The sequence below is a fragment of the Klebsiella sp. JN_Kp127 genome (assembly GCF_040062505.1).
GTDB classification, from domain to species: domain Bacteria; phylum Pseudomonadota; class Gammaproteobacteria; order Enterobacterales; family Enterobacteriaceae; genus Klebsiella; species Klebsiella quasipneumoniae.
The window spans coordinates 77,604-101,794 of the sequence record NZ_JBEAHS010000051.1 but is presented as its reverse complement, the minus strand read 5'-3'; the positions used below and the strand labels follow the sequence as shown (position 1 = coordinate 101,794).

Sequence of the window (24,191 nt, the reverse complement as noted above, 5' to 3'; positions counted from 1 at the left end):
TCTGGCTGGAGGTGGCGATGTGCGGACGTTTTGCGCAAGCACAGACGCGGGAAGCATACCTGGCGTTTCTCGCAGAAGAGGCCGAAAGCGATATCCCCTGGGACCCGGTGCCCATTGGGCGATATAACGTCGCGCCCGGGACAAAAGTGTTACTCCTGAGTGAAAGGAATGAGCAACTCCACCTCGATCCCGTTCACTGGGGCTATGCGCCGGGATGGTGGGATAAATCACCGCTGATTAATGCCCGGGTTGAAACCGCTGCCACCAGCAGGATGTTCAAACCGCTGTGGCAGCACGGGCGGGCGATCTGCTTCGCCGATGGCTGGTTTGAATGGAAAAAGGTCGGAGACAAAAAGCAGCCCTACTTCATCCAGCGGAAGGATGGCCAGCCGATATTTATGGCCGCTATTGGCAGCCCCCCCTTCGAACGCGGGGACAGCGCCGAAGGATTTTTGCTGGTGACCGCTGCCGCCGATCGCGGTCTTGTCGATATACATGACCGCCGGCCGCTGGTCCTGACGCCGGAAGCCGCCCGGGAATGGATGAGGCAGGATCTCACCGGCGCGGAAGCGGCGGAGATTGCCAGGGTCGGAAGCGTCTCCGCCGACGATTTCATCTGGCACGCGGTATCGCGGGCGGTCGGCAATGTGAACAATCAGGGGCCAGCGTTAATTGAGCCAGTAGAGTGAGCACCTAACTCTGTGCCGATCCCCCGCCTGATGCGCCGGCTGCGGTGCGATCCAGCCTTGCCAATAAGCCCCCGCGAGTTATCCCGACTGGCTTAACCACTCGCTTAAGGTCAACGAATAAAGCAGACTCGGCGGCGCATTTTCTATATCGGCAATCTCGTTGATGAACCTCAAGCCTGCTTTCTCGAGCACTTTTCGCGAAGCCAGATGATTCGCCCTCACCACCGCTGAAATCTCCGTGAGTTTGATCGCCTCGAAGCCATATCTTACCGCCGAGGTCGCGAGGTCGGTGGCCAGCCCTTTTCCCCATGCCTCTGTTGCGAATCGATAGCCAAGATTGTTGATGATGACATCGTTATAGCGGCGAATACTTAAGCCGCCAAAGCCAATGATTTTTTCCGGGGCATCACGCGCCGATATGGCCCAGTTGCCAAACCCGCGATCGTGCCAGTGGGCAAGCCAGCGCTGGAGAACCGTACTGGCATAGTCAATATCCGGGTAGGGTCCTGCGGGGTTAAAGGTATTGGTCGCCGGATCGCCATAAATTCGGTAAAGATCGGCGACATCTTCAGCCATGACAGGGCGAAGACGCAGGCGATGAGTCTCAATATGCAAACGTATCTCCTTGACGAGTGAGGTGGCCCGCGACGCTTCGCGAACCCTCCCTGCCGTTGTGAATGCCTGGTACTCGTTCAAGCGGACCTGAGAAGCGCGATTAAACAGATACTTCCGGCAATAAAAATAGGATATGGTAATCCGGAAACGGGATCCCTTTTTATCGGCGCCACGCATATCGTTACCGCGTGAACACAGGACTGTAAATGATCGATGACATCCGCTACCTGATAGTCTTTGCCAAAATTGTCGAGAGCGGTTCTGTTTCAGGCGGCGCCGCGGCGTTAGGGTTGTCGACCGCAACAGCAAGCGCACATTTATCCAGGCTTGAGAAAAACCTTAACAGCGCTTTGCTCTACAGAAATACCCGAAAGCTTTCTCTAACACAAGATGGCGAAAGTGTGCTGGAGACCGCCAGATCGATGCTCGAGCTTTATGAAAAAGGCGTCATTGAGTTTAAGCAACGTTCGGTATCCACAGCCGGTAAGCTGCGTATCTCCATACCTGCCGTTTTTTTAAACAGCCCATTCACTCACCATCTTGCAAATTTCATTAAAGAGAACCCGGATATTGCTCTGAGCATTTCTTATAGTGACCTGCGCGAGGACATTATTGCCGACAGTATTGATGTCGCCTTTCGCATTGGCGAGCTCCCCGATAGCGCTCTCAAGGCACGGCACCTGTTTATTCTGCCGCGAAAGCTGGTGGCAGCAAAGGGCTTTCTCCTGCGCTATCCCCCCATTGATCATCCCGCTATGCTTGAATCAATGCCGTGGATTGGGCTGACGATGAGGGAGAATGTGCGCGAGTTCAGACATCGCAACGGCGAACGGGCGATAATAAAATATACGCCCGGCGTGTATGTCGATAGTGTTGAGGCCGCCTATGCCCTTGCCAGACAACAAATTGGCCTGGCCGCTCCGCCGCGTTTTCTCTGCGAAGAGGATATCCGCCGCGGCGACATGCAGGAACTACTCCCTGACTGGTCATTAGCCCCGCTAAAAGTGTATGCCCTATGGCCTGGCAATATTTCAGTTAGCGGCGCGGCCTATAAACTGATTAATTATATCTATAATGCCGTTGAACATCAGCCGCTATGAATAGGTAATAGACTGCGAATACAGTATGTAACCCGCAGTCATGCACAATAATCCGCCCATCACCAGATTAAACAGGCGGATCTGTGCTCTGCTTTTGAGAATCGCTGACATTTTATCACCGAATATCGCCCAGGCTGCCAGGGACAGATAGCAGACAAAAAAGTAGATGATAATAAATAGCGATATACTCAGGCGCGACGAGGGTTCAGAAAACAAGGCGACGCCAGAGGCACAGGCAGCCCAGGCTTTAGGATTGAGCCATTGCATTAAAAAACCCTGCGCAAACCCCGGCGCCTGTGCTTTTTTCAGTGACCATTCCGGATGTGAAGTAGCAATTTTATAGCCCTGAAACAAGATAAATAACGAACCAACGATATTCAGATAGCTAAAAAACCAGGGGTGCGTTGCGATGGCCGCGTAGAGTCCAAAACTAATTAAAACCAGTAACAATGTAAAACCAATAGTGGCGCCCGAGACGAAAGAAAATGTTTTTCTGAATCCATGCGCAGCGCCGGAAGAGATAATAACCATATTAACCGGACCTGGCGAAAATGACAGGGCCAGCGCAAACATAAGCATAGTAAGGATCAAAACCATTTATTTATCCGTTTTCCAGGGAGAGATATCGTGGCAGGTGGTTTTATTACCACCTGCATGACGTTATTGAAAGACTACCTCGATATCGCAACGGGATTAAGTGGCTTTTCTCTAAATGTGTATTTGATTATTTTCGTGCTATTTCTCCTGACCGGCGCCAGGCGAAATCTCCTGCGATCAAAGCATGGCCAGTGAAAAGCGCCTGATAAGGAAAACACCCAATCGATCGCTTCTCACCGCCCGATGGCCTATGCGCTCAACCCGCGATTTTTCAGCATCGGCTCAATCTGTGGATCGTGTCCGCGCCACTGGCGATACAGTTCAGCTAAATCAGTGCTATTGCCGCGCGACAGAATCGCTTCCCGAAAACGCTGACCGTTCTCACGGGTCAAACCGCCCTGCTCCACGAACCACTGATAGCCGTCGTCGGCCAGCATCTGGGTCCACAGATAGGCGTAATAGCCTGCCGCATAGCCGCCGCCGAAGATATGGGAGAAGTAGCTGCTGCGATAGCGCGGGGGAACGGCCGCCAGATCGAGGTGTTCTTCCCGGAGTACCCTCTGCTCAAATGCATCCACCTCGTCCGGAAACGCGGTGGTCGACAGCGTGTGCCAGCGCATATCGAGCAGCGCAGCAGCCAGCAGCTCGCTCATGTCGTACCCTTTATTGAAGGTTGCCGCACGCAACATATTGTCGCGCAGCGCCTCCGGCATCGGCTCTCCGGAGCGATAGTGCTTCGCATAGTGGGCGAATACCTGCGGATGGCTGGCCCAGTGTTCGAAGATTTGCGACGGAAACTCGACAAAATCCCGCGGGGTATTGGTCCCGGAGAGGCTGGCATAGCGCTGGCTGGCGAACAGTCCGTGCAGGGCGTGGCCAAACTCATGGAACAGGGTGATCACCTCATCCCATGACAACAGCGCGCTCTGTCCGCTCTGCGGCCGGGCATAATTGCAGACGTTGTAGATAACCGGGCGCTGCTCCCGCAGGGTCGACTGTTCGACAAACACGTCCATCCAGGCGCCGCCGCTCTTTGAATCGCGCGCGAAATAATCACCGTAAAACAGCGCCATCCCTTCGCCATTGTGGTCGAAGATCTCCCAAACCCGCACATCCGGGTGGTACACCGGGATGTCAAAGCGTTCCACGAAGCGGAGCCCAAAGAGCTGCGATGCCGTCCAGAAGACGCCGTCCTGCAGCACGCGCTCGAGGGCAAAATAGGGTTTGAGCTGTGCGTCATCAATGGCATAGGCAGCCCGCCGCACCTGCTCGCTGTAATAGAGCCAGTCCCATGCCTGCGCGCGAAACTCCCCGCCTTCGTTGTTGATCACCTGCTGGATGTCCGCCAGCTCACGTTCCGCCCTCGCCCGCGCCGCCGGCGCAATCTGACGCATAAAGCCCAATGCCTCCGCCGGAGAAGCCGCCATTTGATCGGTCAGCGCCCAGCTGGCGTAATTTGTCGCCCCCAGCAGTTCCGCCTGCTGCGCGCGGATCGCCGCCAGCCGCAGCACCAGACTACGGGTATCATGCTCATCGCCCTGTTGATTGCGCGTCCAGCCGGCGGCGAAGAGATTCTCCCGCGTTTGCCGGTCGCGCAGCGCAAGCAGCTGCGGCTGCTGGGTGGTGTTGGTCAGCGTCAGCAGCCAGCGATCGCCGAGCCCTTTTTCGCGCGCCGCGTCGGCCGCAGCCGCTATCTCCTCATCGGTCAGGCCATCCAGTTGATGCCGGTCATCGACCACCAGGCCACCGCTTTTCGCCGCCCCCAGCAGCCGCTGCTGGAACTGACTTTGCAAAGTGGCCGCTTCGGTGTTCAGGGCGCGCAGCACCGCCTTCTGCGCCGGGGCCAGCGTTGCCCCGGCGTGAACAAAGCGTTGCCATGTCAGGGTCAGAAGACGCCGGGATTCGCCGTCAAGCGAGAGCGTCTCGCGCTGCTCGTAGACGCTGTTCACCCGCTGGAATAAAGCCTCGTTGAGCCAGATATCATTCCCCAGCCCGGCGAGCTCGGCGGAAAATTGTTCATCCAGTGATTGCAGATAAGGGTTGGTATGGGCGCTGGCCATGGCGAAAAAGACCCGCGTCACCCGCGCCAGCAGCTGTCCGCTCTGCTCCAGCGCCTCGAGCGTGTTGGCGAAACTGGCAGGCTGCGGATTGTCGATAATGGCGCGGATCTCCTCGCGCTGCTGCCGGACGCCCTCATCAAACGCCGGCCGATAGTGACTGTCTTCAATCAGATCAAACCGCGGCGCCTGGTAAGGCAACAGACTGACGCTAAAAAAGGGGTTTTGTTCGGACATCTTTCTCTCCTGTACAGGCTTATCCTGTAAGATTAGGCTTCTCCTTAAGGGGTCGCAATGATTTCAGTTACCGGTCGCCGCCTGTGCGTGCTATGGTATGAAAACACAAAAAGCGTTGAGGAACAGTAAGATGATTATCATGGTCACCGGCGCCACTGCCGGTTTTGGTGAAAGTATTACTCGCCGTTTTGTCGCTAACGGTCATAAAGTGATTGCGACCGGACGTCGCGAAGAGCGCCTGAAGACGCTGAAAGACGAGCTGGGCGATAATCTTTATATCGCGCAACTGGACGTTCGCAACCGCGCCGCTATTGAGACGCTGATTGCCGACCTGCCCGCCGAGTGGCAGGCAATCGATGTGCTGGTGAACAACGCGGGTCTGGCGCTCGGTCTGGAGCCGGCGCACCGCGCCAGCGTGGAAGACTGGGAAGATATGATCGACACCAATAATAAAGGGCTGGTGTACATGACCCGCGCCGTCCTGCCGGGCATGGTGGCGCGCAATCGCGGCCACATCATCAACATCGGCTCCACGGCAGGCTGCTGGCCTTACGCCGGCGGTAACGTCTATGGGGCGACCAAAGCCTTCGTCCGTCAGTTCAGCCTCAATCTTCGCACCGACCTGCACGGCACCGCGGTGCGCGTCACCGACATCGAGCCGGGCCTGGTGGGCGGCACCGAGTTCTCGAACGTCCGCTTTAAAGGCGATGACGCCAAAGCCGGTAAAACCTACGAGAACACCGAAGCCCTGACGCCGGAAGATGTGACCGAGGCGGTCTGGTGGGTGGCCACCCTGCCGAAACACGTCAACATCAACACCCTGGAGATGATGCCGGTGAGCCAGAGCTTTGCCGGACTCAGCGTTCACCGCCAGGGCTAACCGTCAGCCACCCGGCCTGCTGGCCGGGTATGGGCGGAACCGCAAAAAACGCGTAAAATAGTGCGCATAACCCCATAAAAAGTAACCATCAATGGCCGCAGAATCGCAACTGAATCCGACGCAACCCGTCAATCAGCAAATTTACCGCATCCTCCGCCGGGATATCGTTCACTGCCTGATCCCGCCTGGCACGCCGCTGTCGGAGAAAGAAGTCTCCGTGCGTTTTGCGGTATCTCGTCAGCCGGTGCGCGAGGCCTTTATTAAGCTGGCGGAGAATGGACTTATCCAGATCCGTCCCCAGCGCGGCAGCTACGTCAACAAAATTTCCCTATCTCAGGTGCGCAATGGTTGCTTTGTCCGCCAGGCGATTGAATGCGCGGTGGTCCGCCGTGCCGCTGGTATGATTAACGATGAGCAAGTCTATCAGCTGGAGCAGAATCTTCATCAGCAGCGTATTGCCGTCGACCGTCAGCAGTTAAACGACTTTTTCCTGCTTGATGATGAATTTCACCAGAAGTTGTCAGTTATTGCCGATTGTCAGCTGGCCTGGGATACGGTGGAAAACATCAAAGCCGCTATTGACCGCGTGCGCTACATGAGCCTCGACCATGTCTCCTCCCCGGAGATGCTGCTGCGCCAGCATCATGAAATTTTCACCGCGCTGGAAAAACGCGACGCCGAGGCGGTCGAGAAAGCCATGAGTATTCATTTGCATGAAATCAGCGAATCCGTGCTGTTGATCCGCCAGGAGAATCGCGACTGGTTTAGCGAAGAGTAAGGATCAGACGGCTGCGAAATAAGGCAGACGCAGCCGTCGTAATGGAAAGGATTATCTGACCACCAGCACCGGCGTTTTGGCGTAGCGCAAAATGGATTCGGCGTTGGAGCCCAGCAGATGGGTGGAGATCCCCGGTTTGCGGGAGCCAATCACTATCACATCGAACGCTTCGTTGTTACTGATAGCCAGAATTTCATCGCGCACGTTACCAAAGACGACCCGGGTATGGATCCGCGACATCGGTATGTCGAACAGTCGCGCCACCTCGCGCATCTTTTTCTCCGACTCTTCCTGCATATAGGCTTCGAATTTACGAATATCCGCCGTAAACCCGCGTAATAACGAACGGCTGCTGTTCGGCAGAACGTTGAGCAAGGTGATTTCGCCATTTTCCGCCGACGCGAGAAATTCCGCGTGACGCACTGCCTTATCGCTTAAATCCATTTCAAAAACATCAACAGGCAATAAAATCTTTTTATACATGGCCCGCACTCCTTTTCCAGAGAAAGTGATTTTTCAATAACTTAACTATGCCATTTTTGCGGTGAATGACCAGACTTTATTCGGAAAAATAACAGCTAATTATCTTTAGTAAATCAGGGAAATATAGAGTTATGTAAGGACATTGCGTTCGATCATATTTTTAGTCTGCTAAAAGCGATCGACAGCAAAAAATGAAATATCAGCGGAACCGTGCGGAAACAGCAGAAGAGCCGGTGTCGACCCCATGACCGACACCGGGAATAAACGATTATTGCGCCTCAGCCCATGCGGCAACGGTGGCTTTGGCCCCCTGACGCTGCAGCGCAACATAGGCGCGGGTCACCGCCGAAACGAACCGCGCTTCCTGCGGCAGCTCACGGCCGAAGATGGCCTCAATGCCCAACAGCGCTTTGACGCGCGCTTCGCCATCGGCGCTGGCGGCTACCGCCTCCTTGATCACCGGCAGCAGCGGATCGCAAATTTCGATCGTCTGGCCGGCGTCGTCAACACCGCCGACATAGCGCATCCAGCCCGCCACGCCCAGCGCCAGCAGCGTGAAGTCATGCTGGTGCGCCAGGTGCCAGCGTACCGAGTCCAGCATGCGCTGCGGCAGCTTCTGGCTACCGTCCATGGCAATCTGCCAGGTACGGTGTTTGAGCGCCGGATTGCAGTAGCGGTCAATCAGCAGACTGGCATAGTGTGACAGATCCACCCCCTGCACTTTCAAGGTCGGAGCCTGCTCGTCCAGCATCAGCGCCAGCGCCGCGCGGCGGTAGTTGTCATCCTGCATACAGTCGTTGATATGCTGATAACCGGCCAGATAGCCGAGATAGGCGAGGAACGAATGGCTGCCGTTGAGCATCCTCAGCTTCATCTCTTCGAAAGGCACCACATCGGCGACCAGCTCCGCCCCCGCTTTCTCCCACTGTGGACGTCCGGCGACAAAGTTATCCTCAATCACCCACTGGCGGAAAGGCTCACAGGCCACGCCAGCCGGGTCGCGCACGCCGGCCAGCTGTTCAATTTTATCGAGGGTTTCCGCCGTCACCGCCGGGACAATACGGTCCACCATGGTCGACGGAAAGGTGACATTCTGTTCTATCCATGCGGCGAGGTCCGCGTCCAGCGCCCGGGCGTAGGCGCAGACGACGTTGCGCATCACATGACCGTTTTCCGGCATGTTATCGCAGGACATCACGGTAAAGGCCGACAGCCCGGCCTCCCGGCGACGCGCTAAGGCCGCCACCACCACGCCCACTGCCGATTTCGGCTGGCGCGGTTTAGCGAGATCGGCGGCGATCAGCGGGTGATCGAGCTGCAGCTCGCCGCTGGCTGGCGAATGGCAATAGCCTTTCTCGGTAATGGTCAGGGAGACAATGGCCACCTGTGGCTCACACATCGCCGAAAGCACGGCCTCGAGACCATCGACCTGGGCGTGCAGCGCCTGCTTCACCACCCCGACCACGCGCGCGGTCCACGCGTCGGCGGACATTTCTGCCACGGTGTACAGCAGATCCTGCTGCCGGAGATCGGCGATCTGCTGCTCGCCGCCAATCAGGTTGACTTCAGTGTAGCCCCAGTCGCTGCCGTGCTCGCTAGCCAGTATATCGGCGTAGACCGCCTGATGGGCGCGGTGGAACGCGCCAAAACCCAGATGGACGATACGGGGGACCAGCGCGCGGCGATCGTAGTCCGGCTGTATGGCGTTAGCGGTTAAGAGGGTGTTTTCCATGATGACTCTCGTTGTTATGTGGCTCATCAACTATTCTCTGGGAGAATTCTCGAGGAGAATGCCTTTGTGCCTCAACCATCTCACGCAATTGGTATAACATCTTTGATTTCTGTCAACTACCATACAAGAAGCTTTTGCCAGGTTGTGGTCGCTGGCGAGCGATCACAAAATCTCTGGGATGGCAGGAGAAAATCCGCCGCGAAGCGGTAAGAGAAGATGGAACATGGCGCAGGCCGCGCCTCCCTGCGGGCCTGTTGCTTCCTGGTCGGTTAATCGATGCGGGTTTTGACGATAAAGAAGTAGCACAGCGCCCCGGCGAAGGTCACCCCGGCGGCGATCACCAGCGCCAGATTGAAAGAATGGGTGGTATCCACGACCCAGCCGGTGACTATCGGCGCGAAGGAGGCAAACACAAAGCTGCCAAAGTTCTGGATCGCCGCCACTGACGCCACTTTATGTTCTGCCACCAGCACCTGTACCAATCCCCAGGCCGAGGTGCCAGCGAAATGGACGCAGAACAGCGCCATAGAGATAAATGCCACCGCCTGGGTCGGCGTGGACGATTGCACCACCAGCAGCGTTCCCAGCGCCGACAGCACCAGACCGGCAACGATCGCCGTTTTGCGGGTTTTCGCCAGGTCGTAGCCTCTGCGCGCCAGGGCGTCGACCACCAGACCATTGACCCACATCCCCACCGCCGCGGCGAGGAACGGGATCGCCGCCACCCAGCCGGTGCGCGCCAGGCTTAACCCCTGCTGAGCCTGCAAATAGCCGGGCAGCCAGGCGATATACAGCCAGCCGGTATAGTTCACCCCGGAGAAGCCGAGGATCATCCCCCAGGTGGTACGCCGTTTAAACAGCGCCAGCCATTCGCTCAGTTTCAGCGCCGGCCGGGCCGCCTCCTCGCTGGCCAGATAGCGTTGCTCCTCCTCCTGGAGGGTAAATTGCCGCCGGTTACGGTATCCCACATACCAGCACAGGCCGACCAGAATACCGGCCAAACCAATCACCACAAACATTGTCCGCCAGCCCCAGGCCAGCTGCATGATGACCAGGGCCGGCGGGGCAATGGCTTGCCCCAGCACCGTCGAGGAGTTAAATATCCCCACCGCCGTGCCGCGCTCTCTTTGCGCATACCAGTCGTTGATCGATTTCACGCCGGCGGGCATAAACGGCGCTTCACCGATCCCGAGGCCAATGCGCAGCAGAATAAAATGCGAGAATGAATTGACCATCCCGGTCAGGGCCTGCATCGCAGACCAGAATATCAGCCCGGCGCCCAGCACAACCCGCGGTCCGAGGCGATCCAGCAAAATGCCCGAGGGCAGTTGCGCGAAGCCATAGGAGAGCGAAAAAGCGGAGAGCAGCACCCCGAACTCGGTGGCGCTCAGACCCAGATCGGCGCGTATCGCCTCCCCGGCGACGCTCAGGGAAGAGCGGTCAAGAAAGTTAACGATCCCGGCGATAAACAGCAGCGTCAGAGTGATCTTCTGCACCCGACGGATGCGCAGCGGCGTCGCGCCCGCCTGTGGGGCAAATGTCTCAATAGCCATCGTGATTCCTTACAGAGTCATAACCCAATATGATGTCTGATAAGTAAGGCAACAGGTCGACTACCATACAAGAATTAGGGTTTAAAAAAGTGGCAGGGATCACACAAGACGGGCTTACGCTCGTCCCCAGCCGGCCACGATGATCAGCATGCCGCACAGGGCGATGGCCGCGCCCGCCCAGTCATAATGGGTTAATTTGACCCCATCAACGACCCGCAGCCAGAGCAATGCCGTACAAACATAGACGCCACCGTAGGCGGCATATACCCGCCCGCTGGCGGTCGGATGGAGCGTCAGGAGCCAGACGAACAGACCCAGCGCCAGGCCGGCGGGGATCAGTAGCAGCGGCGTGGCCCCGCGCTTTAACCATAGCCACGGCAGATAGCAGCCGACGATTTCACACAGGGCGGTGGCAAAGAACAGCAGCGTTGTTTTGAGCATTAAAAGATTCGTAAAAGAGACAAAGCGTTGAACTATTCTACGCGATAATAGCCCTTTCCCTACGCTGTTTCGTCGGCTATGCCCGGCAAAATAGCTGTAGTAAACTTAACCTGAGGGTTAACCCATCACTTAAAGGAAATCGTGATGAACATGACACTGAACAAACGCTGGTGCCTGACCGCCATTCTGGCGTTAAGCGCCGTCGTCTATACCTCCAGCTCGTTCGCGGCCACCGACCGGCTGGTGATTGAGTCCGGCGACAGCGCGCAAAGCCGTCAGCAGGCGTCGATGGAAAAAGAGCAATGGAACGACACCCGCAGCCTGCGCCAGAAGGTGAACAAACGGGCGGAAAAAGAGTGGGACAAAACCGATGTCGCCTTTGACGCGCAGGATAACTGCCAGAAGAGCGCCAACGTCAATGCCTACTGGGAACCAAACACCCTGCGCTGCCTTGACCGCCGCACCGGCCGGGCGATCAATCCCTGAGCACGCTGGCGCCTGCGGGCGCCGCCTTTCAGTCCCCTCTTTTCCGCTTTGACCACAGGAATTCCCATGACCGACGCGCTACACGTCAGACTCCGCCCCCTTGAGCGCGAAGATTTGCGCTTTGTTCACCAGCTCGACAACAACGCCAGCGTGATGCGCTACTGGTTTGAAGAGCCCTATGAAGCCTTCGTTGAGCTTTCCGATCTGTACGACAAGCATATTCACGATCAAAGCGAGCGTCGCTTTGTGATCGAATGCAATGGCGATAAAGCCGGACTGGTGGAGCTGGTGGAAATTAACCATGTGCACCGCCGGGCCGAATTTCAGATCATCATCTCACCCGACTTCCAGGGAAAAGGCCTCGCCACCCGCGCCGCGCGGCTGGCGATGGACTATGGCTTTACCGTGCTCAATCTGTATAAGCTGTATCTGATTGTGGATAAAGAGAATGAAAAAGCGATCCATATTTACCGCAAGCTCGGCTTTATGGTCGAGGGTGAACTGATCCATGAGTTTTTCATTAACGGCGAGTACCGCAACACCATCCGCATGTGTCTGTTCCAGCATCAGTATCTGGCGGAACACAAAACGCCGGGCCCGTCTCTGCTGAAGCCGACGGCTCAGTAATAATCAATGCGGTTTTTAATCGTGTAGTGACGGGTCAGCGGCGGCTGGACGCTTTCATCGATCACCTGCAGCTCACAGCTCAGCGGATTGTCATGGCGATCGTAGTCGCAGGTCTGGCGCACCGTGCCCAGCGTGCGGTCGTTGAAGGTGCTGATGGCGGTATAGTCCATTTTCTTGCGCGGATCCTTCGACGGCGTGGAGGCGACGGTAAATCGCTCCTCTTTGGCGGTGGTGGTTTTCCCCAGCGGATAGCCATCGCTGTCGTAACGGTAGGTGGCGGTAGTCTCTTTGCCGCGGGCGCTGATAATAAAGCCGTTATCATCCGTTTCCCAGCTCACGCCGGTGGCGGGCATCTCCGCCAGCTGACAGGCGGGCATCTCCGCCAGCTGACATTTCCCCTGCAGACGCAGCCGCTTTTCATGGGTGCGGCCATCGACGTAATAGTTGGCGTCCAGCAGCAGCGTGGCGCCGGTGTTATTCTCCACATCCTCCAGCGTCAGCAGATCGAAACATCCCTCTTTTGACAGCTGCGCGCTCACCTTCTTGACCACCACATCGTGTTCGTCCAGTAACGTCTGGCTAAAATCCTTCACCGGACCGCGCAGCGGATCGAACTCAAACTCATTGGAAAAACTCGCCATCTCCGGGGTGAAGGCTTCCGGGGCGCTTTCGCGGTCGCACGCCGTCAGCAGCAGCGCTGCCGGGATCAGCCAATACAGTCTTTTCACAGATGATTCCTTTTGTGTACATCCAATCATATTAGCAAATACAATTGTTTACACCAGTTCTGCTATGCTTAAATCTGGATACCATCGATAAGGAGCGTAAGATGAAACTATCCCTCTGGACAGGCGCCGCGCTGCTGCTGTGCTCCACGACCGTGCTGGCGGCCCCCGACTCCTGTGAACGGGTCAAAAATGATATTCAACAGAAGATCATTAACAATGGCGTACCGGAAACGGCCTTCAGTCTGGCCATCGTGCCAAACGACCAGGCGGACCAGCCCGGCGCTCAGGTGGTGGGTCATTGCGCCAACGACACCTTCAAAATCACCTACACCCGTAACAGCGACAATCCCGCCGAAAACGACGCTCAGTAAACCCGCCTCGCTTTCAAACGAAAGATCTTATCCCTGCATTGACCAGGGATAAGATCTGCCGGCTACCCATAACGTATTATCGCTCACCCCGGCGTCTGTTAATGACGCGGCGGACCTTCTCCGCCCAGCATAACTATCATGGAGTGAGCAATGTCGAATCAGGAATCTTCCGGCGGCGTCACCCGACGCGCGCTACTTAAATCCACAGCCCTCGGTTCTCTGGCGCTGGCCGCCGGCGGGCTTCCCCTGCCCTTTACGCTGCGCAGCGCCGCGGCGGCGGTCCAGCAGGCTGCCGGCGACAACACCCGGATTGTCTGGGGCGCCTGTTCGGTCAACTGCGGCAGCCGCTGCGCCCTGCGGCTGCACGTGCGTGATGATGAAGTGGTCTACGTGGAAACGGATAACACCGGCGACGACCGCTACGGCGATCATCAGGTCCGCGCCTGCCTGCGCGGGCGTTCGATTCGCCGGCGCATCAACCACCCGGATCGCCTTAACTATCCGATGAAGCGCGTCGGCAAACGCGGAGAAGGCAAATTTGAGCGTATCAGCTGGCAGGAAGCGCTGGATACCCTTGCTGACCGTCTGAAACGCGTCGTCGCGCAATATGGCAACGAAGCCGTGTACATTAACTACTCATCAGGAATCGTCGGCGGGAACATGACCCGCTCCTCGCCTTCCGCTTCGCCGGTGGCGCGGCTGATGAACTGCTACGGCGGCTCGCTTAACCAGTACGGTACCTACAGCACCGCGCAGATCGCCTGCGCCATGCCCTACACCTACGGCAGTAACGACGGCAACAGCACCTCGGATATTGAAAACAGTAAGCTGGTGGTGATGTTCGGCAACAACCCGGCGGAAACCCGCATGAGCGGCGGCGGCATTACCTGGTATCTGGAACAGGCCCGCGAGCGCTCCAACGCGCGGATGATCGTTATCGATCCGCGCTACACCGATACCGCCGCCGGTCGCGAAGATGAGTGGATCCCCATTCGCCCCGGCACAGACGCCGCGCTGGTCGCCGGTATCGCCTGGGTGTTGATTAACGAAAATCTGGTGGATCAGCCGTTCCTTGATAAATACTGTGTCGGCTACGATGAGAAGACGCTGCCGGCCGGGGCGCCGGCAAACGGCCACTATAAAGCCTATATCCTCGGCGAGGGCGACGACGGCGTCGCCAAAACGCCGCAGTGGGCTTCGCGTATCACCGGCATCCCCGCCGATCGCATCATTAAGCTGGCGCGCGACATCGGCATGAGCAAACCGGCCTACATCTGCCAGGGCTGGGGGCCGCAGCGCCAGGCCAACGGCGAACTCTCCGCCCGGGCGATCGCCATGCTGCCGATCTTAACCGGCAACGTCGGCATCAACGGCGGCAACAGCGGCGCCCGCGAATCGACCTACACCATCACCATCGAGCGTCTGCCGGTGCTGGAAAACCCGGTGAAAACCGCCATCTCCTGCTTCACCTGGACCGACGCCATCGCTCGAGGCCCGGAGATGACCGCCACCCGCGACGGCGTGCGCGGCAAAGAGAAGCTGGATGTGCCGATCAAGTTCCTGTGGAACTACGCGGGCAATACCCTCATCAACCAGCACTCCGACATCAATAAGACCCACGAGATCCTGCAGGACGAAAGCAAGTGCGAAACCATCGTGGTCATCGACAACTTTATGACCTCGTCAGCGAAATACGCCGACCTGCTGCTGCCCGACCTGATGACCGTTGAGCAGGAAGATATTATTCCCAACGATTACGCCGGCAATATGGGCTATCTGATTTTCATCCAGCCCGCCACCTCGGCGAAATTTGAACGCAAACCGATTTACTGGATCTTAAGCGAAGTGGCGAAACGGCTCGGCGACGATGTCTACCAGCGTTTTACCGAGGGACGTACTCAGGCGCAGTGGCTGCAGCATCTGTACGCCAAATGGTGGCGAAAGATCCGGCGCTGCCGGCCTACGATGAGCTGAAGCGAATGGGCATCTACAAACGCAAGGACCCGAACGGCCACTTCGTCGCCTATCGCGACTTCCGCCGCGATCCTGAAGCGTATCCGCTCAAAACCCCGTCCGGCAAAATTGAGATTTACTCCAGCCGGCTCGCCGAAATTGCCGCCCGCTGGCAGCTGGAGAAAGACGAAGTCATCAGTCCGCTGCCGGTCTATGCCTCCACATTTGAAGGCTGGGACGATCCGCTGCGCAGCCAGTATCCGCTGCAGCTGTTTGGATTTCACTATAAGGCGCGCACCCATTCCAGCTACGGCAACGTGGACGTGCTGCAGGCCGCCTGCCGTCAGGAAGTGTGGATCAACCCGCTGGACGCGGAAAAACGCGGGATTAAAAACGGCGATCTGGTGCGGGTGTTCAACCAGCGCGGCGAAGTCCGGCTGCCGGCGAAAGTGACGCCACGCATCATGCCGGGCGTATCGGCGATGGGCCAGGGCGCGTGGCACGACGCCAATATGGCCGGGGACCGGGTTGACCATGGCGCCTGCATGAATACCCTGACCACCCATCGCCCGTCGCCGCTGGCGAAAGGGAATCCGCAGCATACCAACCTGGTCGACATCGAGAAGGTTTAAGGAGTAAACCATGAGCACGCAATATGGATTCTTTATCGACTCCGCTCGCTGTACCGGGTGCAAAACCTGCGAGCTGGCCTGTAAGGACTATAAGAACCTGACTCCGGAGGTCAGCTTCCGTCGCATCTATGAGTACGCCGGCGGCGACTGGCAGGAGGACAACGGCATCTGGCAGCAGAACGTGTTCGCCTATTACCTCTCCATCGCCTGTAACCACTGCGCCGATCCGGCCTGCACCAAGGTCTGCCCGAGTGGAGCGATGCACAAGCGCGAAGACGGTTTTGTGGTGGTGGATGAAGAGGTGTGCATCGGCTGCCGCTACTGTCATATGGCCTGCCCGTACGGCGCGCCGCAATACAACGCCGACAAAGGCCATATGACCAAGTGCGACGGCTGTTATCAGCGCGTCGCCGAGGGGAAAAAACCGATCTGCGTCGAGTCCTGCCCGCTGCGGGCGCTCGATTTCGGCCCCATTGCCGAACTGCGCGCTAAGCACGGCCAGCTGGCGGCGGTGGCCCCGCTGCCCTCGGCGCACTTCACTCAGCCGAGCATCGCGATCAAACCTAACCGCAACGCCCGGCCGTGTGGCGATACCATCGGTTATCTGGCAAATCCGAAGGAGGTGTGAGATGGGAAGCGGATGGCAGGAATGGCCGCTGGTGCTGTTTACGGTACTGGGGCAATGCGTGGTCGGCGCGACCCTCGTCAGCGGTCTGGTCTGGCTGGCACTGGCGGACCAGCGCGAAGCGCGGCAGCGGCTGGTGCGCAGCATGTTTTTTATCTGGCTGCTGATGGGGATCGGTTTTCTCGCCTCAGTGATGCATCTCGGTTCGCCGCTGCGGGCGTTTAATTCGCTGAACCGCGTCGGCGCCTCGGCGCTGAGCAACGAAATCGCCAGCGGCGCCTTGTTTTTCGTCGTGGGCGGATTCTGGTGGCTGCTGGCCGTGCTGGAAAAAATGCCGGCGGCGCTGGGGAAAGTCTGGCTGGCGATCGCCCTGCTGTTGGGGCTGGTGTTTGTGCTGGCGATGACCCGGGTTTATCAAATCGATACCGTGCCGACATGGTACACTGGCTACACCACCAGCGCCTTCTTCCTGACGGTACTTCTCAGCGGGCCGCTGTTCGCCGCCCTGCTGCTGCGAATGGCGAAAGTCGACGTTAACGTCTGGTTTATAGCCGGGCTGAGCGTGGCCGCGCTGGTCATCAGCGCCGCGATTATCGTGATGCAAAGCGCCGGGCTCGGCGCCATTCACAGCGCCGTTCAGCAGGCGGCCACCCTGCTGCCGGATTACGGCAGACTGCAGGCCTTACGTCTGATCCTGCTGGCGCTGGGACTTGGCTGCTGGCTGTGTCCGCTGATCCGCCGTCAGCCGCCGCGCGCTGCGGGGCTGTTGGCCGGTCTGTTGCTGGTCCTGATCGCGGAATGTATTGGCCGCGGCCTGTTTTATGGGCTCCATATGACCGTCGGTATGGCGGTTGCCCGTTAATGAGACGGCGCGCCGGCGCGCGCCGCAGAAAGGAATAAGTGATGATGCCGTTCCCTCACCGCGACGCTGTCGCCTTAAGCGCCCGTACCCTGGGCGCGTTGTTCTCTTATGCGCCGAATAGCCCGCAAATCGCGCCGCTGGTGGCCGCCTTCCAGGACGGCAGCTGGCAGCAACAGTGGCCCTTCCCGGTTGCCGCCCCACTGGCATCGGGGTTTGCCGCGTCGGTTGAAGAGTCGTTGCCGGAAGCCTGGCAGCGCCTGTTTATCGGACCGTGGGCCCTGCCGGCGCCGCCATGGGGATCCGTCTGGCTGGATAAAGAGTCGGTGCTGTTCGGCGAATCCACACTGGCCCTGCGCGAATGGATGCGCGCGAACGGCATCGCACTGGACGCCGAACGCAACGAGCCGGAAGACCATTTCGGCACCCTGCTGCTGCTGGCGGCGTGGCTGTGCGAAACGGAACAGGAGGCGTTGTTTGCCCAGCTGCTGGCCTGGCATCTGCTGCCGTGGTCCGGGCGCTTCCTGAGCGTCTTTGTCGAACATGCCGCCCACCCCTTCTACCAGGCGCTGGGCCAGCTGGCGCAGGCGACCCTGGCGCAGTGGCAGGCAGGTCTGCCCCTCGCGGTGGCGGAAAAGCCGCTCTATCGCTAATCCCTTTGCCGCGCCGGGAGTCGGCGCGGTTTCCTTGCTGGCTTCGCTCTCCGTAACCCGCACTTATCGCTTTTGCATATAAGTTTATTCCCTATCACAATAAGGCCATGTTTTCCCAATCTCGCTGTGACCGATGCACCGTCTTCATCCCTATCCAGATGTGCAGGTGATGTTTCGTCGCCTGCTGATCGCCACGCTGATTGGCCTTCTCGCCGCCCTGGCGGTGGTCCTGTTTCGCCATGCCATGGTGGTGCTGGAAACGCTGTTTCTCGGTAACGACAGCGGGAGCCTGGTCAACGCCGCGCAGTCGCTGCCGGCGTGGCGGCGGCTGATTACCCCGGCGCTGGGGGGACTGGCGGCAGGGGCACTTCTATGGCTGTGGCAACGACGCCGCGTTGCCCGCCCGCACGCCGCCACCGATTATATGGAAGCCCTGGAGACCGGAGACGGTTGCTTCGATACGCCGGCAAGCCTGGTGAAGTCGCTGGCCTCGCTGCTAGTGGTGGTCACCGGCAGCGCGATTGGCCGGGAAGGCGCCATGATCCTGCTGGCCGCGCTGGCGGCCTCGCTGTTCGCCCGCCGCTTCACGCCGCAGGCCGAATGGAAACTGTGGGTCGCCTGCGGCGCCGCCGCCGGGATGGCCAGCGCCTATCATGCTCCACTGGCCGGCAGCCTGTTTATCGCTGAAATTCTGTTTGGCACGCTGATGCTGGCTTCGCTTGGGCCGGTAGTGATCTCGGCAGTGATCGCCCTGCTGCTGACCCAGTTTCTCAACGGCGGCGCCGCGCCGTTGTACCATGTCGTCCTGCAGCAGGATCTCAGCGCGCTGCACTATGGCCTGATGCTCGCCACCGGACTGCTGGCCGGACTGTGCGGGCCGCTGTTTATCTGGCTGATGGAATACAGCCACCGCGGGTTCGTTAGGCTGAAACTGGCGCCGCCGTGGCAGCTGGCGCTGGGCGGTCTGATCGTCGGCGGCTTATCGCTCATCACGCCGGCGGTGTGGGGCAACGGCTACAGCGTGGTGCAAAGCTATCTGCTGCTGCCGCCGCCCGGCGCGCTGCTGGTGGCGGTATTCCTGTGCAAACTGCTGGCAGTGCTGGCCAGCAGTGGCTCCGGCGCGCCGGGCGGGGTGTTTACCCCCACGCTGTTTGTCGGCCTGGCGATGGGCATGCTATTGGCCCGCTTCAGCGGGCTGTGGCTACCGGGGGGGCAGGAGATGGCTATGATGATGGGACTGACCGGCATGGCGGCGTTTCTTGCCGCCACTACCCATGCGCCAATCATGTCGACTCTGATGATTTGTGAGATGACCGGGCAGTATGTGCTGCTGCCCGGCCTGCTGATCACCTGCGTGGTGGCGTCGGTGCTGTCGCGGACGTTACGCCGGGATTCGATCTATCGCCATCACGTTGCCGAGCATGTCTAAGTCGACGTAGCGGCTTAGCTCACGCTGTTCGGCGCGCGGCAGATACGGTAGCTCGCCAATGAGCGGCGCCGGCAGCTTTTTGCTGAGCACATCGATGATTTCGGCGTAGTGCGCCAGACCGGGGTTGATGCGGTTGGCCACCCAGCCGATCAGCGGCAGCCCGTCATTGGCGATCGCCTGGGCCGTCAGCAGCGCATGGTTGATGCACCCTTCCTGGATCCCCACCACCATCAGCACCGGGAGCTGCTCCTGTACCACCCATTCGGAGAGCGGTCGCAGGTCGTTCATCAGGCTGCGCCAGCCGCCGGTGCCTTCAACCACCACGTGTTCAACTTGCCCGGCCAGCCGCTGCAAACCATCCGACAGCAAACCGTAGTTGATCGGGCAGCTGTGCGCCACGCTGCTTTCGTCTTCGCTTAAGGCGATGGGATTGACAGCCTCATAGGGTAACGCCAGCGTGGAGACGCTCTGCAGCACCAGCGCGTCTTTATTACGCAAACCGTCCGGCGTCTCTTTGCTGCCCTTCGCCACAGGCTTGTACCCGGCCACGCTTTTGCCTCTGGCAGCAAGTGCCTGCAACAGCGCACGGGAAACCACTGTCTTCCCGACAGAGGTGTCTGTACCTGTAATAAAGAAACGCTTAAACATCACTAACCCCACAGTTTTGTCGATGAAATATACGGGAGAGAAATAATCAACAGTGGGCAAAGTCTACGTGAAGCCGCTGGGGGTCAGCTTGAGATAGCGCAATTTTTGGTGTGACTATGAAAAAATGTTAACCCTGTAACAGTCGTATGAGTAAGGATCCGTTATAGAGCGCATCCTTGACCAGCGCCGCGCCAGCCATCGTTCCGCGGTTGGAGAACTGGGTGCTTTCAACTGCGATATGCTGGCTGTAGGCCGGGAGTGATTGTTGCCGAATGCAGCTGGAAATTGCCGGAAAAAGAATGTCTGCCGCCAGGTTAAACGGCGAGCCGATCAGGATTTTCTGCGGGTTAAACAGATTGACCATGATCGCCAGAATGCGACCGACGTGATGACCGACGCCGCTGATAATGTCCCGGGCCAGCAGGTCGCCCTGCAGCGCCGCCTGGCACAGCCACTCCACGCTCAGCGGACGCTGATGCAGCAGCGAGCTCATCGACTGCGCCATCCGCATCTGCGCCAGCTCCAGCACGCTCTCCACGCTGGCGATCGTTTCCAGACAGCCATGGTTGCCGCAGTAGCAGCGTTTGCCATAGGGGTCGACCTGGGTATGACCGATCTCCACGAGGCTGCTGCTGCCGGCGTGCAGCAGACGTCCGTCGGTGATAACCCCGGCGCCGACGTTATGATCGATCACCACCTGGATGACGTCCCGGGCGCCGCGCGAGGCGCCAAACAGCGATTCCGCCATGGTCCAGGCGCTAATGTCATGCTGAATATAGACCGGCACCCCGGTATGGTTGGCCAGCGTTTCGCCCAACGGGACGTCTTTGACCTCTTCATAAAACGGCATGCGATGAATAATGCCGTTTTCGGTATCAATGATACCCGGCATCGTTATGGCGATGGAGGTGAGGCGTTCCAGCTTCTTCTGGTGGCGAATAAAGAAGCGATCGATATGGTCGATAATCCGCGTCAGAAACGGCGTGCTGTCGGTAAGCGCCAGCTCCAGCTGCTCCTCCACCACCAGCTGGCTGCTTAAATCGCGCAGCGAAAGGTGGATCTCGCCGCGGCTGATGCGCACCGCCAGATAGTGCCAGGCCTCGGTTTCCACCATCAGACCCACCGCCGGGCGCCCGCGGCTGCCGGGCTCCTGAATCTCGGTCTCCTGCACCAGATGCGCTTCCAGCATCTCGCGGACAATTTTGGTGATGCTGGCGGGCGCCAGTTGCGCAAATCGGGAGAGGTCGATACGCGATACCGGGCCGAGCTGATCAATCAGGCGATAGACGGCGCCCGCATTGGTCTGCTTAATTTGATCGATATGGCCTGGTTGACTATCCGCTACCACCATTGACTCCCTTTATTTTCGCGCTTCGAAATAAACTTTCGGCTATGGTGAAGCACTTCGATGGTGAACGTCAAATTTTTGCTTAGCCTTGTGATTTACCGCACATTTCCAGCCCCTTTTTGCCTCAATTGCGCTCGTTTTTCCAGGCCAGCAGCGTGTCACGAAAGCGTTTTGCCAGCGCCCCCTGCTCATGGTGTTTCGACCACACCAGCCACATCTCCGACACCGCATCCTGTTCGTCAATTGGCAGCCAGCGCATTTCGCTGAGCTGCACGCGCTGAAAGGAGGCCGGCAGGATCGACACCCCCAGCCCGGCGGCCACCAGGCCAATAATGGTCATCGCCTCCCCCACCTCCTGGGCAATCACCGGCGTATGACCGTAGCGGCGCAGCAGGCCAAGGATATCGTCATACAGGCCGGTACCGACGTGCGGGTCGAAAAAGACGAACGGCTCCCGCGCCAGCGCCGCCAGGCTGACCGAGGGCTGGCGGGCCAGCGGATGGTCCGCCGGGACCATCGCCAGCAGCGGCTCGCGCAGCACTCGCTGCCACGCCAGGGTGTCCGGCAGTTGGGTATTGCGCAACAGGCCGAGGTCGAGGGCTCCCTCGCTCAGCGGGACAATCTGTTCGCGGGTATTGGTCTCGCGGGTGAGAATATGCACATCCGGGTAGCGCTGACGAAACAGGGACAGCGTATCGGATACCGCCTTGATAAAAGGGGCCGAGGAGGTAAAGCCGATACGCAGTTCGCCCGTTTCCCCATGGTGCAGACGGGCGGCGCGGGCGGCCGCGTCCTCCACCTGGGCGAGAATTTGTCGGCTGTCGGCGAGAAACTGTTTCCCCGCCGCCGTCAGGCTGACGCTGCGGTTGGTGCGGGCGAACAGGCGGGCGCCGGTCTGCTGCTCGAGGATCTGAATTTGCTGGCTTAACGGCGGTTGAGAGATGTTCAGTCGCGCCGCGGCGCGGCCAAAATGCAGCTCCTCGGCGACGGCGACAAAGTAGCGCAAATGACGCAACTCGATATTCATATTTAAAACGTCTTATTTGAGATTATTAATATATTAGACAGAATATTTACATTTTCATACCCTAAAAATGTGAGCTGAATGGTCACAACACTCTGTTGGTAAGCAGCAACTTCTACCCAAGGAATTCTCTGTGAGTCGTACAACAACCGTTGACACCGTGCCGGCGGGCGAGGTCAGCGTCGCTGGTGCATCCCGCCCGGATCCGTTTATTAAGCGCGGCACCCCGCAGTTTATGCGCGTCACGCTCGCGCTGTTCTCCGCCGGTCTGGCCACCTTCGCCCTGCTCTACTGCGTGCAGCCGATCCTGCCGGTGCTGTCGAACGAGTTCGGCGTATCGCCGGCCAGCAGCAGTATTTCTCTCTCCATTTCCACGGCGATGCTGGCGGTGGGCCTGCTGTTTACCGGCCCGCTGTCGGACGCCATAGGCCGCAAGCCGGTGATGGTCACCGCGCTGCTGCTGGCCGCCTGCTGCTCGCTGTTGTCGACCATGATGACCAGCTGGCACGGCATCCTGATTATGCGCGCCCTGATTGGCCTGTCGCTGAGCGGCGTGGCGGCGGTCGGTATGACCTACCTGAGCGAGGAGATCCACCCCAGCTTTGTGGCCTTCTCTATGGGACTCTATATCAGCGGCAACTCCATCGGCGGCATGAGCGGCCGCTTGCTCACCGGGGTCTTTACCGATTTTTTCGGCTGGCGCGTGGCGCTGGCGGTGATCAGCGGCTTCGCCCTGGCCGCGGCGATTATGTTCTGGCGAATCCTGCCCGAGTCGCGCCATTTCCGCCCGACCTCGCTGCGGCCAAAAACGCTGCTGATTAATTTCCGCCTGCACTGGCGCGATCGCGGCCTGCCGCTGCTATTCGTCGAGGGTTTCCTGCTGATGGGGGCCTTTGTCACCCTGTTTAACTACATTGGCTACCGTCTGATGATGTCGCCGTGGTCGTTAAGCCAGGCGGTGGTGGGTCTGCTGTCGGTGGCGTATCTCACCGGGACCTGGAGCTCGCCGAAAGCGGGCGCCATGACCGTACGCTATGGCCGCGGTCCGGTGATGCTCGGCTTTACCGGCGTGATGCTCTGCGGCCTGCTGATGACGCTCTTTTCTTCCCTGTGGCTTATTTTCCTCGGCATGCTGCTGTTCTCCGCCGGCTTCTTCGCCGCGCATTCCGTCGCCAGCAGCTGGATTGGCCCGCGCGCGCGCCGCGCGCGCGGTCAGGCGTCATCGCTGTATCTGTTCAGCTATTATCTTGGCTCAAGCCTGGCGGGGACATTAGGCGGGGTGTTCTGGCATCGCTACGGCTGGAACGGCGTCGGTGGATTTATCGCGCTGCTGCTCCTTGCCGCGCTGTTGACCGGCACTTGCCTGTATCGGCGACTCAAATAATCGCGCGTGACGTGGCCTGCGGGCCACGTTTCACCACATGCCCATGATAGATGACAAGCCCATCAGCTCTCTGACGGCATCAACGGACAGTAAGGCAATAAACAGCCAGGTGAACGGATTCATAAACCACCCCCGAACCTCCAGACTTGCGTTATCGATCACAGTTTAGTCACGATGCGTTACCGATTTCTGCAATACTGCTCACAGAGCCACGCTTTTTTTCCTGCTATCACGCGGCAAATGCTTTACCCCGCCCTCTGCG

24 protein-coding genes and 1 pseudogene are annotated in these 24,191 nt (G+C 58.8%); 13 read left to right on the top strand and 12 right to left on the bottom strand.

The genetic code is table 11. The features are described 5' to 3' along the window. The first annotated feature begins 17 nt into the window (after positions 1-17). A complete protein-coding gene (locus ABLV04_RS19595) occupies positions 18-689 on the top strand; it encodes an SOS response-associated peptidase (protein ID WP_348816093.1) in 672 nt (223 codons plus the stop codon). A gap of 78 nt (positions 690-767) precedes the next feature. Here the strand turns inward: ABLV04_RS19595 and ABLV04_RS19590 are convergent, their stop codons facing one another. Next, complete coding sequence (locus ABLV04_RS19590) at positions 768-1,304, bottom strand: GNAT family N-acetyltransferase (RefSeq protein WP_102006430.1); 537 nt, start codon at positions 1,302-1,304, stop codon at positions 768-770. A gap of 206 nt (positions 1,305-1,510) precedes the next feature. Here ABLV04_RS19590 and ABLV04_RS19585 point away from each other — a divergent pair, with 206 nt between their 5' ends. Further along, positions 1,511-2,404, top strand: a complete 894-nt coding sequence (locus tag ABLV04_RS19585) for a LysR family transcriptional regulator (protein ID WP_348816091.1) — start codon at positions 1,511-1,513, stop codon at positions 2,402-2,404. Here the strand turns inward: ABLV04_RS19585 and ABLV04_RS19580 are convergent. After that, entirely contained in the window at positions 2,399-3,001 is a 603-nt protein-coding gene (locus tag ABLV04_RS19580; RefSeq protein WP_348816089.1) for a LysE family translocator, read from the bottom strand. The genes ABLV04_RS19585 and ABLV04_RS19580 overlap by 6 nt on opposite strands. A gap of 248 nt (positions 3,002-3,249) precedes the next feature. Then, complete coding sequence (gene dcp / locus ABLV04_RS19575) at positions 3,250-5,295, bottom strand: peptidyl-dipeptidase Dcp (RefSeq protein WP_135719499.1); 2,046 nt, start codon at positions 5,293-5,295, stop codon at positions 3,250-3,252. Positions 5,296-5,425: 130 nt separating this feature from the next. Here dcp and ydfG point away from each other — a divergent pair, with 130 nt between their 5' ends. Next, positions 5,426-6,175: a bifunctional NADP-dependent 3-hydroxy acid dehydrogenase/3-hydroxypropionate dehydrogenase YdfG gene (gene ydfG / locus ABLV04_RS19570; protein WP_023289559.1), complete on the top strand. Its 750-nt coding sequence runs from the start codon at positions 5,426-5,428 to the stop codon at positions 6,173-6,175. A gap of 91 nt (positions 6,176-6,266) precedes the next feature. Next, positions 6,267-6,953, top strand: a complete 687-nt coding sequence (locus ABLV04_RS19565; protein WP_004206025.1) for a GntR family transcriptional regulator — start codon at positions 6,267-6,269, stop codon at positions 6,951-6,953. A gap of 51 nt (positions 6,954-7,004) precedes the next feature. On the opposite strand, the gene ABLV04_RS19560 is transcribed toward ABLV04_RS19565, so the two are convergent. From ABLV04_RS19560 to ABLV04_RS19545, 4 genes are all read right to left on the bottom strand, one after another. Then, positions 7,005-7,436 carry a universal stress protein gene (locus tag ABLV04_RS19560; RefSeq protein WP_048334875.1) on the bottom strand — a complete coding sequence of 144 codons (432 nt, stop codon included), beginning with the start codon at positions 7,434-7,436 and terminating at the stop codon, positions 7,005-7,007. Between the two features lie 268 nt (positions 7,437-7,704). Then, a complete protein-coding gene (locus ABLV04_RS19555) occupies positions 7,705-9,168 on the bottom strand; it encodes a fructuronate reductase (RefSeq protein WP_348816085.1) in 1,464 nt (487 codons plus the stop codon). 269 nt (positions 9,169-9,437) lie between these two features. After that, the gene (locus tag ABLV04_RS19550) at positions 9,438-10,721 is read right to left on the bottom strand and encodes an MFS transporter (RefSeq protein WP_023289556.1); all 1,284 of its coding nucleotides are present in this window, start codon (positions 10,719-10,721) and stop codon (positions 9,438-9,440) included. A 114-nt stretch (positions 10,722-10,835) separates the two neighbouring features. Beyond that, positions 10,836-11,198, bottom strand: coding sequence for a YnfA family protein (locus ABLV04_RS19545; RefSeq protein ID WP_072140454.1), 363 nt, complete (start codon positions 11,196-11,198; stop codon positions 10,836-10,838). A 108-nt stretch (positions 11,199-11,306) separates the two neighbouring features. On the opposite strand from ABLV04_RS19545, the gene ABLV04_RS19540 reads away from it, so the two are divergent. Next, positions 11,307-11,648, top strand: a complete 342-nt coding sequence (locus tag ABLV04_RS19540; RefSeq protein WP_004206035.1) for a DUF1283 family protein — start codon at positions 11,307-11,309, stop codon at positions 11,646-11,648. A gap of 66 nt (positions 11,649-11,714) precedes the next feature. Continuing rightward, entirely contained in the window at positions 11,715-12,275 is a 561-nt protein-coding gene (gene speG, locus ABLV04_RS19535; RefSeq protein ID WP_004206037.1) for a spermidine N1-acetyltransferase, read from the top strand. Here the strand turns inward: speG and ABLV04_RS19530 are convergent. Further along, positions 12,269-13,003, bottom strand: coding sequence for a YnfC family lipoprotein (locus tag ABLV04_RS19530; protein ID WP_348816083.1), 735 nt, complete (start codon positions 13,001-13,003; stop codon positions 12,269-12,271). The genes speG and ABLV04_RS19530 overlap by 7 nt on opposite strands. A gap of 101 nt (positions 13,004-13,104) precedes the next feature. On the opposite strand from ABLV04_RS19530, the gene ABLV04_RS19525 reads away from it, so the two are divergent. The 6 genes and pseudogenes from ABLV04_RS19525 to clcB all read left to right on the top strand — a co-directional run bounded on the left by ABLV04_RS19525 (position 13,105) and on the right by clcB (position 19,525). Next, positions 13,105-13,374, top strand: a complete 270-nt coding sequence (locus tag ABLV04_RS19525) for a DUF1161 domain-containing protein (protein ID WP_117136711.1) — start codon at positions 13,105-13,107, stop codon at positions 13,372-13,374. A gap of 150 nt (positions 13,375-13,524) precedes the next feature. Further along, positions 13,525-15,959 (top strand): annotated as a pseudogene (gene ynfE, locus ABLV04_RS19520) (selenate/tellurate reductase subunit YnfE). Positions 15,960-15,969: 10 nt separating this feature from the next. Next, the gene (locus ABLV04_RS19515; protein ID WP_233672997.1) at positions 15,970-16,587 is read left to right on the top strand and encodes a DMSO/selenate family reductase complex B subunit; all 618 of its coding nucleotides are present in this window, start codon (positions 15,970-15,972) and stop codon (positions 16,585-16,587) included. A 1-nt stretch (position 16,588) separates the two neighbouring features. Continuing rightward, on the top strand, positions 16,589-17,446 hold the full coding sequence (locus tag ABLV04_RS19510; protein ID WP_044522798.1) for a DmsC/YnfH family molybdoenzyme membrane anchor subunit: 858 nt from the start codon (positions 16,589-16,591) through the stop codon (positions 17,444-17,446). A 41-nt stretch (positions 17,447-17,487) separates the two neighbouring features. Beyond that, positions 17,488-18,096, top strand: a complete 609-nt coding sequence (gene dmsD, locus ABLV04_RS19505; protein ID WP_023289550.1) for a Tat proofreading chaperone DmsD — start codon at positions 17,488-17,490, stop codon at positions 18,094-18,096. Positions 18,097-18,229: 133 nt separating this feature from the next. Further along, positions 18,230-19,525, top strand: coding sequence for a voltage-gated ClC-type chloride channel ClcB (gene clcB / locus ABLV04_RS19500; protein WP_180265968.1), 1,296 nt, complete (start codon positions 18,230-18,232; stop codon positions 19,523-19,525). On the opposite strand, the gene bioD is transcribed toward clcB, so the two are convergent. From bioD to ABLV04_RS19485, 3 genes are all read right to left on the bottom strand, one after another. Next, positions 19,478-20,173, bottom strand: coding sequence for a dethiobiotin synthase (bioD, locus tag ABLV04_RS19495; RefSeq protein ID WP_023289548.1), 696 nt, complete (start codon positions 20,171-20,173; stop codon positions 19,478-19,480). The two genes, clcB and bioD, sit on opposite strands and share 48 nt — an antisense overlap. A gap of 127 nt (positions 20,174-20,300) precedes the next feature. Next, positions 20,301-21,521: a sugar metabolism global transcriptional regulator Mlc gene (mlc, locus tag ABLV04_RS19490; RefSeq protein ID WP_048298665.1), complete on the bottom strand. Its 1,221-nt coding sequence runs from the start codon at positions 21,519-21,521 to the stop codon at positions 20,301-20,303. Between the two features lie 124 nt (positions 21,522-21,645). After that, a complete protein-coding gene (locus ABLV04_RS19485) occupies positions 21,646-22,548 on the bottom strand; it encodes a LysR family transcriptional regulator (RefSeq protein ID WP_023289546.1) in 903 nt (300 codons plus the stop codon). Between the two features lie 130 nt (positions 22,549-22,678). Here ABLV04_RS19485 and ABLV04_RS19480 point away from each other — a divergent pair, with 130 nt between their 5' ends. Further along, positions 22,679-23,929, top strand: coding sequence for an MFS transporter (locus ABLV04_RS19480; RefSeq protein ID WP_023289545.1), 1,251 nt, complete (start codon positions 22,679-22,681; stop codon positions 23,927-23,929). 30 nt (positions 23,930-23,959) lie between these two features. Here ABLV04_RS19480 and ABLV04_RS19475 read toward each other — a convergent pair whose 3' ends face one another. Further along, the gene (locus tag ABLV04_RS19475; protein ID WP_004206050.1) at positions 23,960-24,052 is read right to left on the bottom strand and encodes a hypothetical protein; all 93 of its coding nucleotides are present in this window, start codon (positions 24,050-24,052) and stop codon (positions 23,960-23,962) included. Positions 24,053-24,191: the final 139 nt, after the last annotated feature.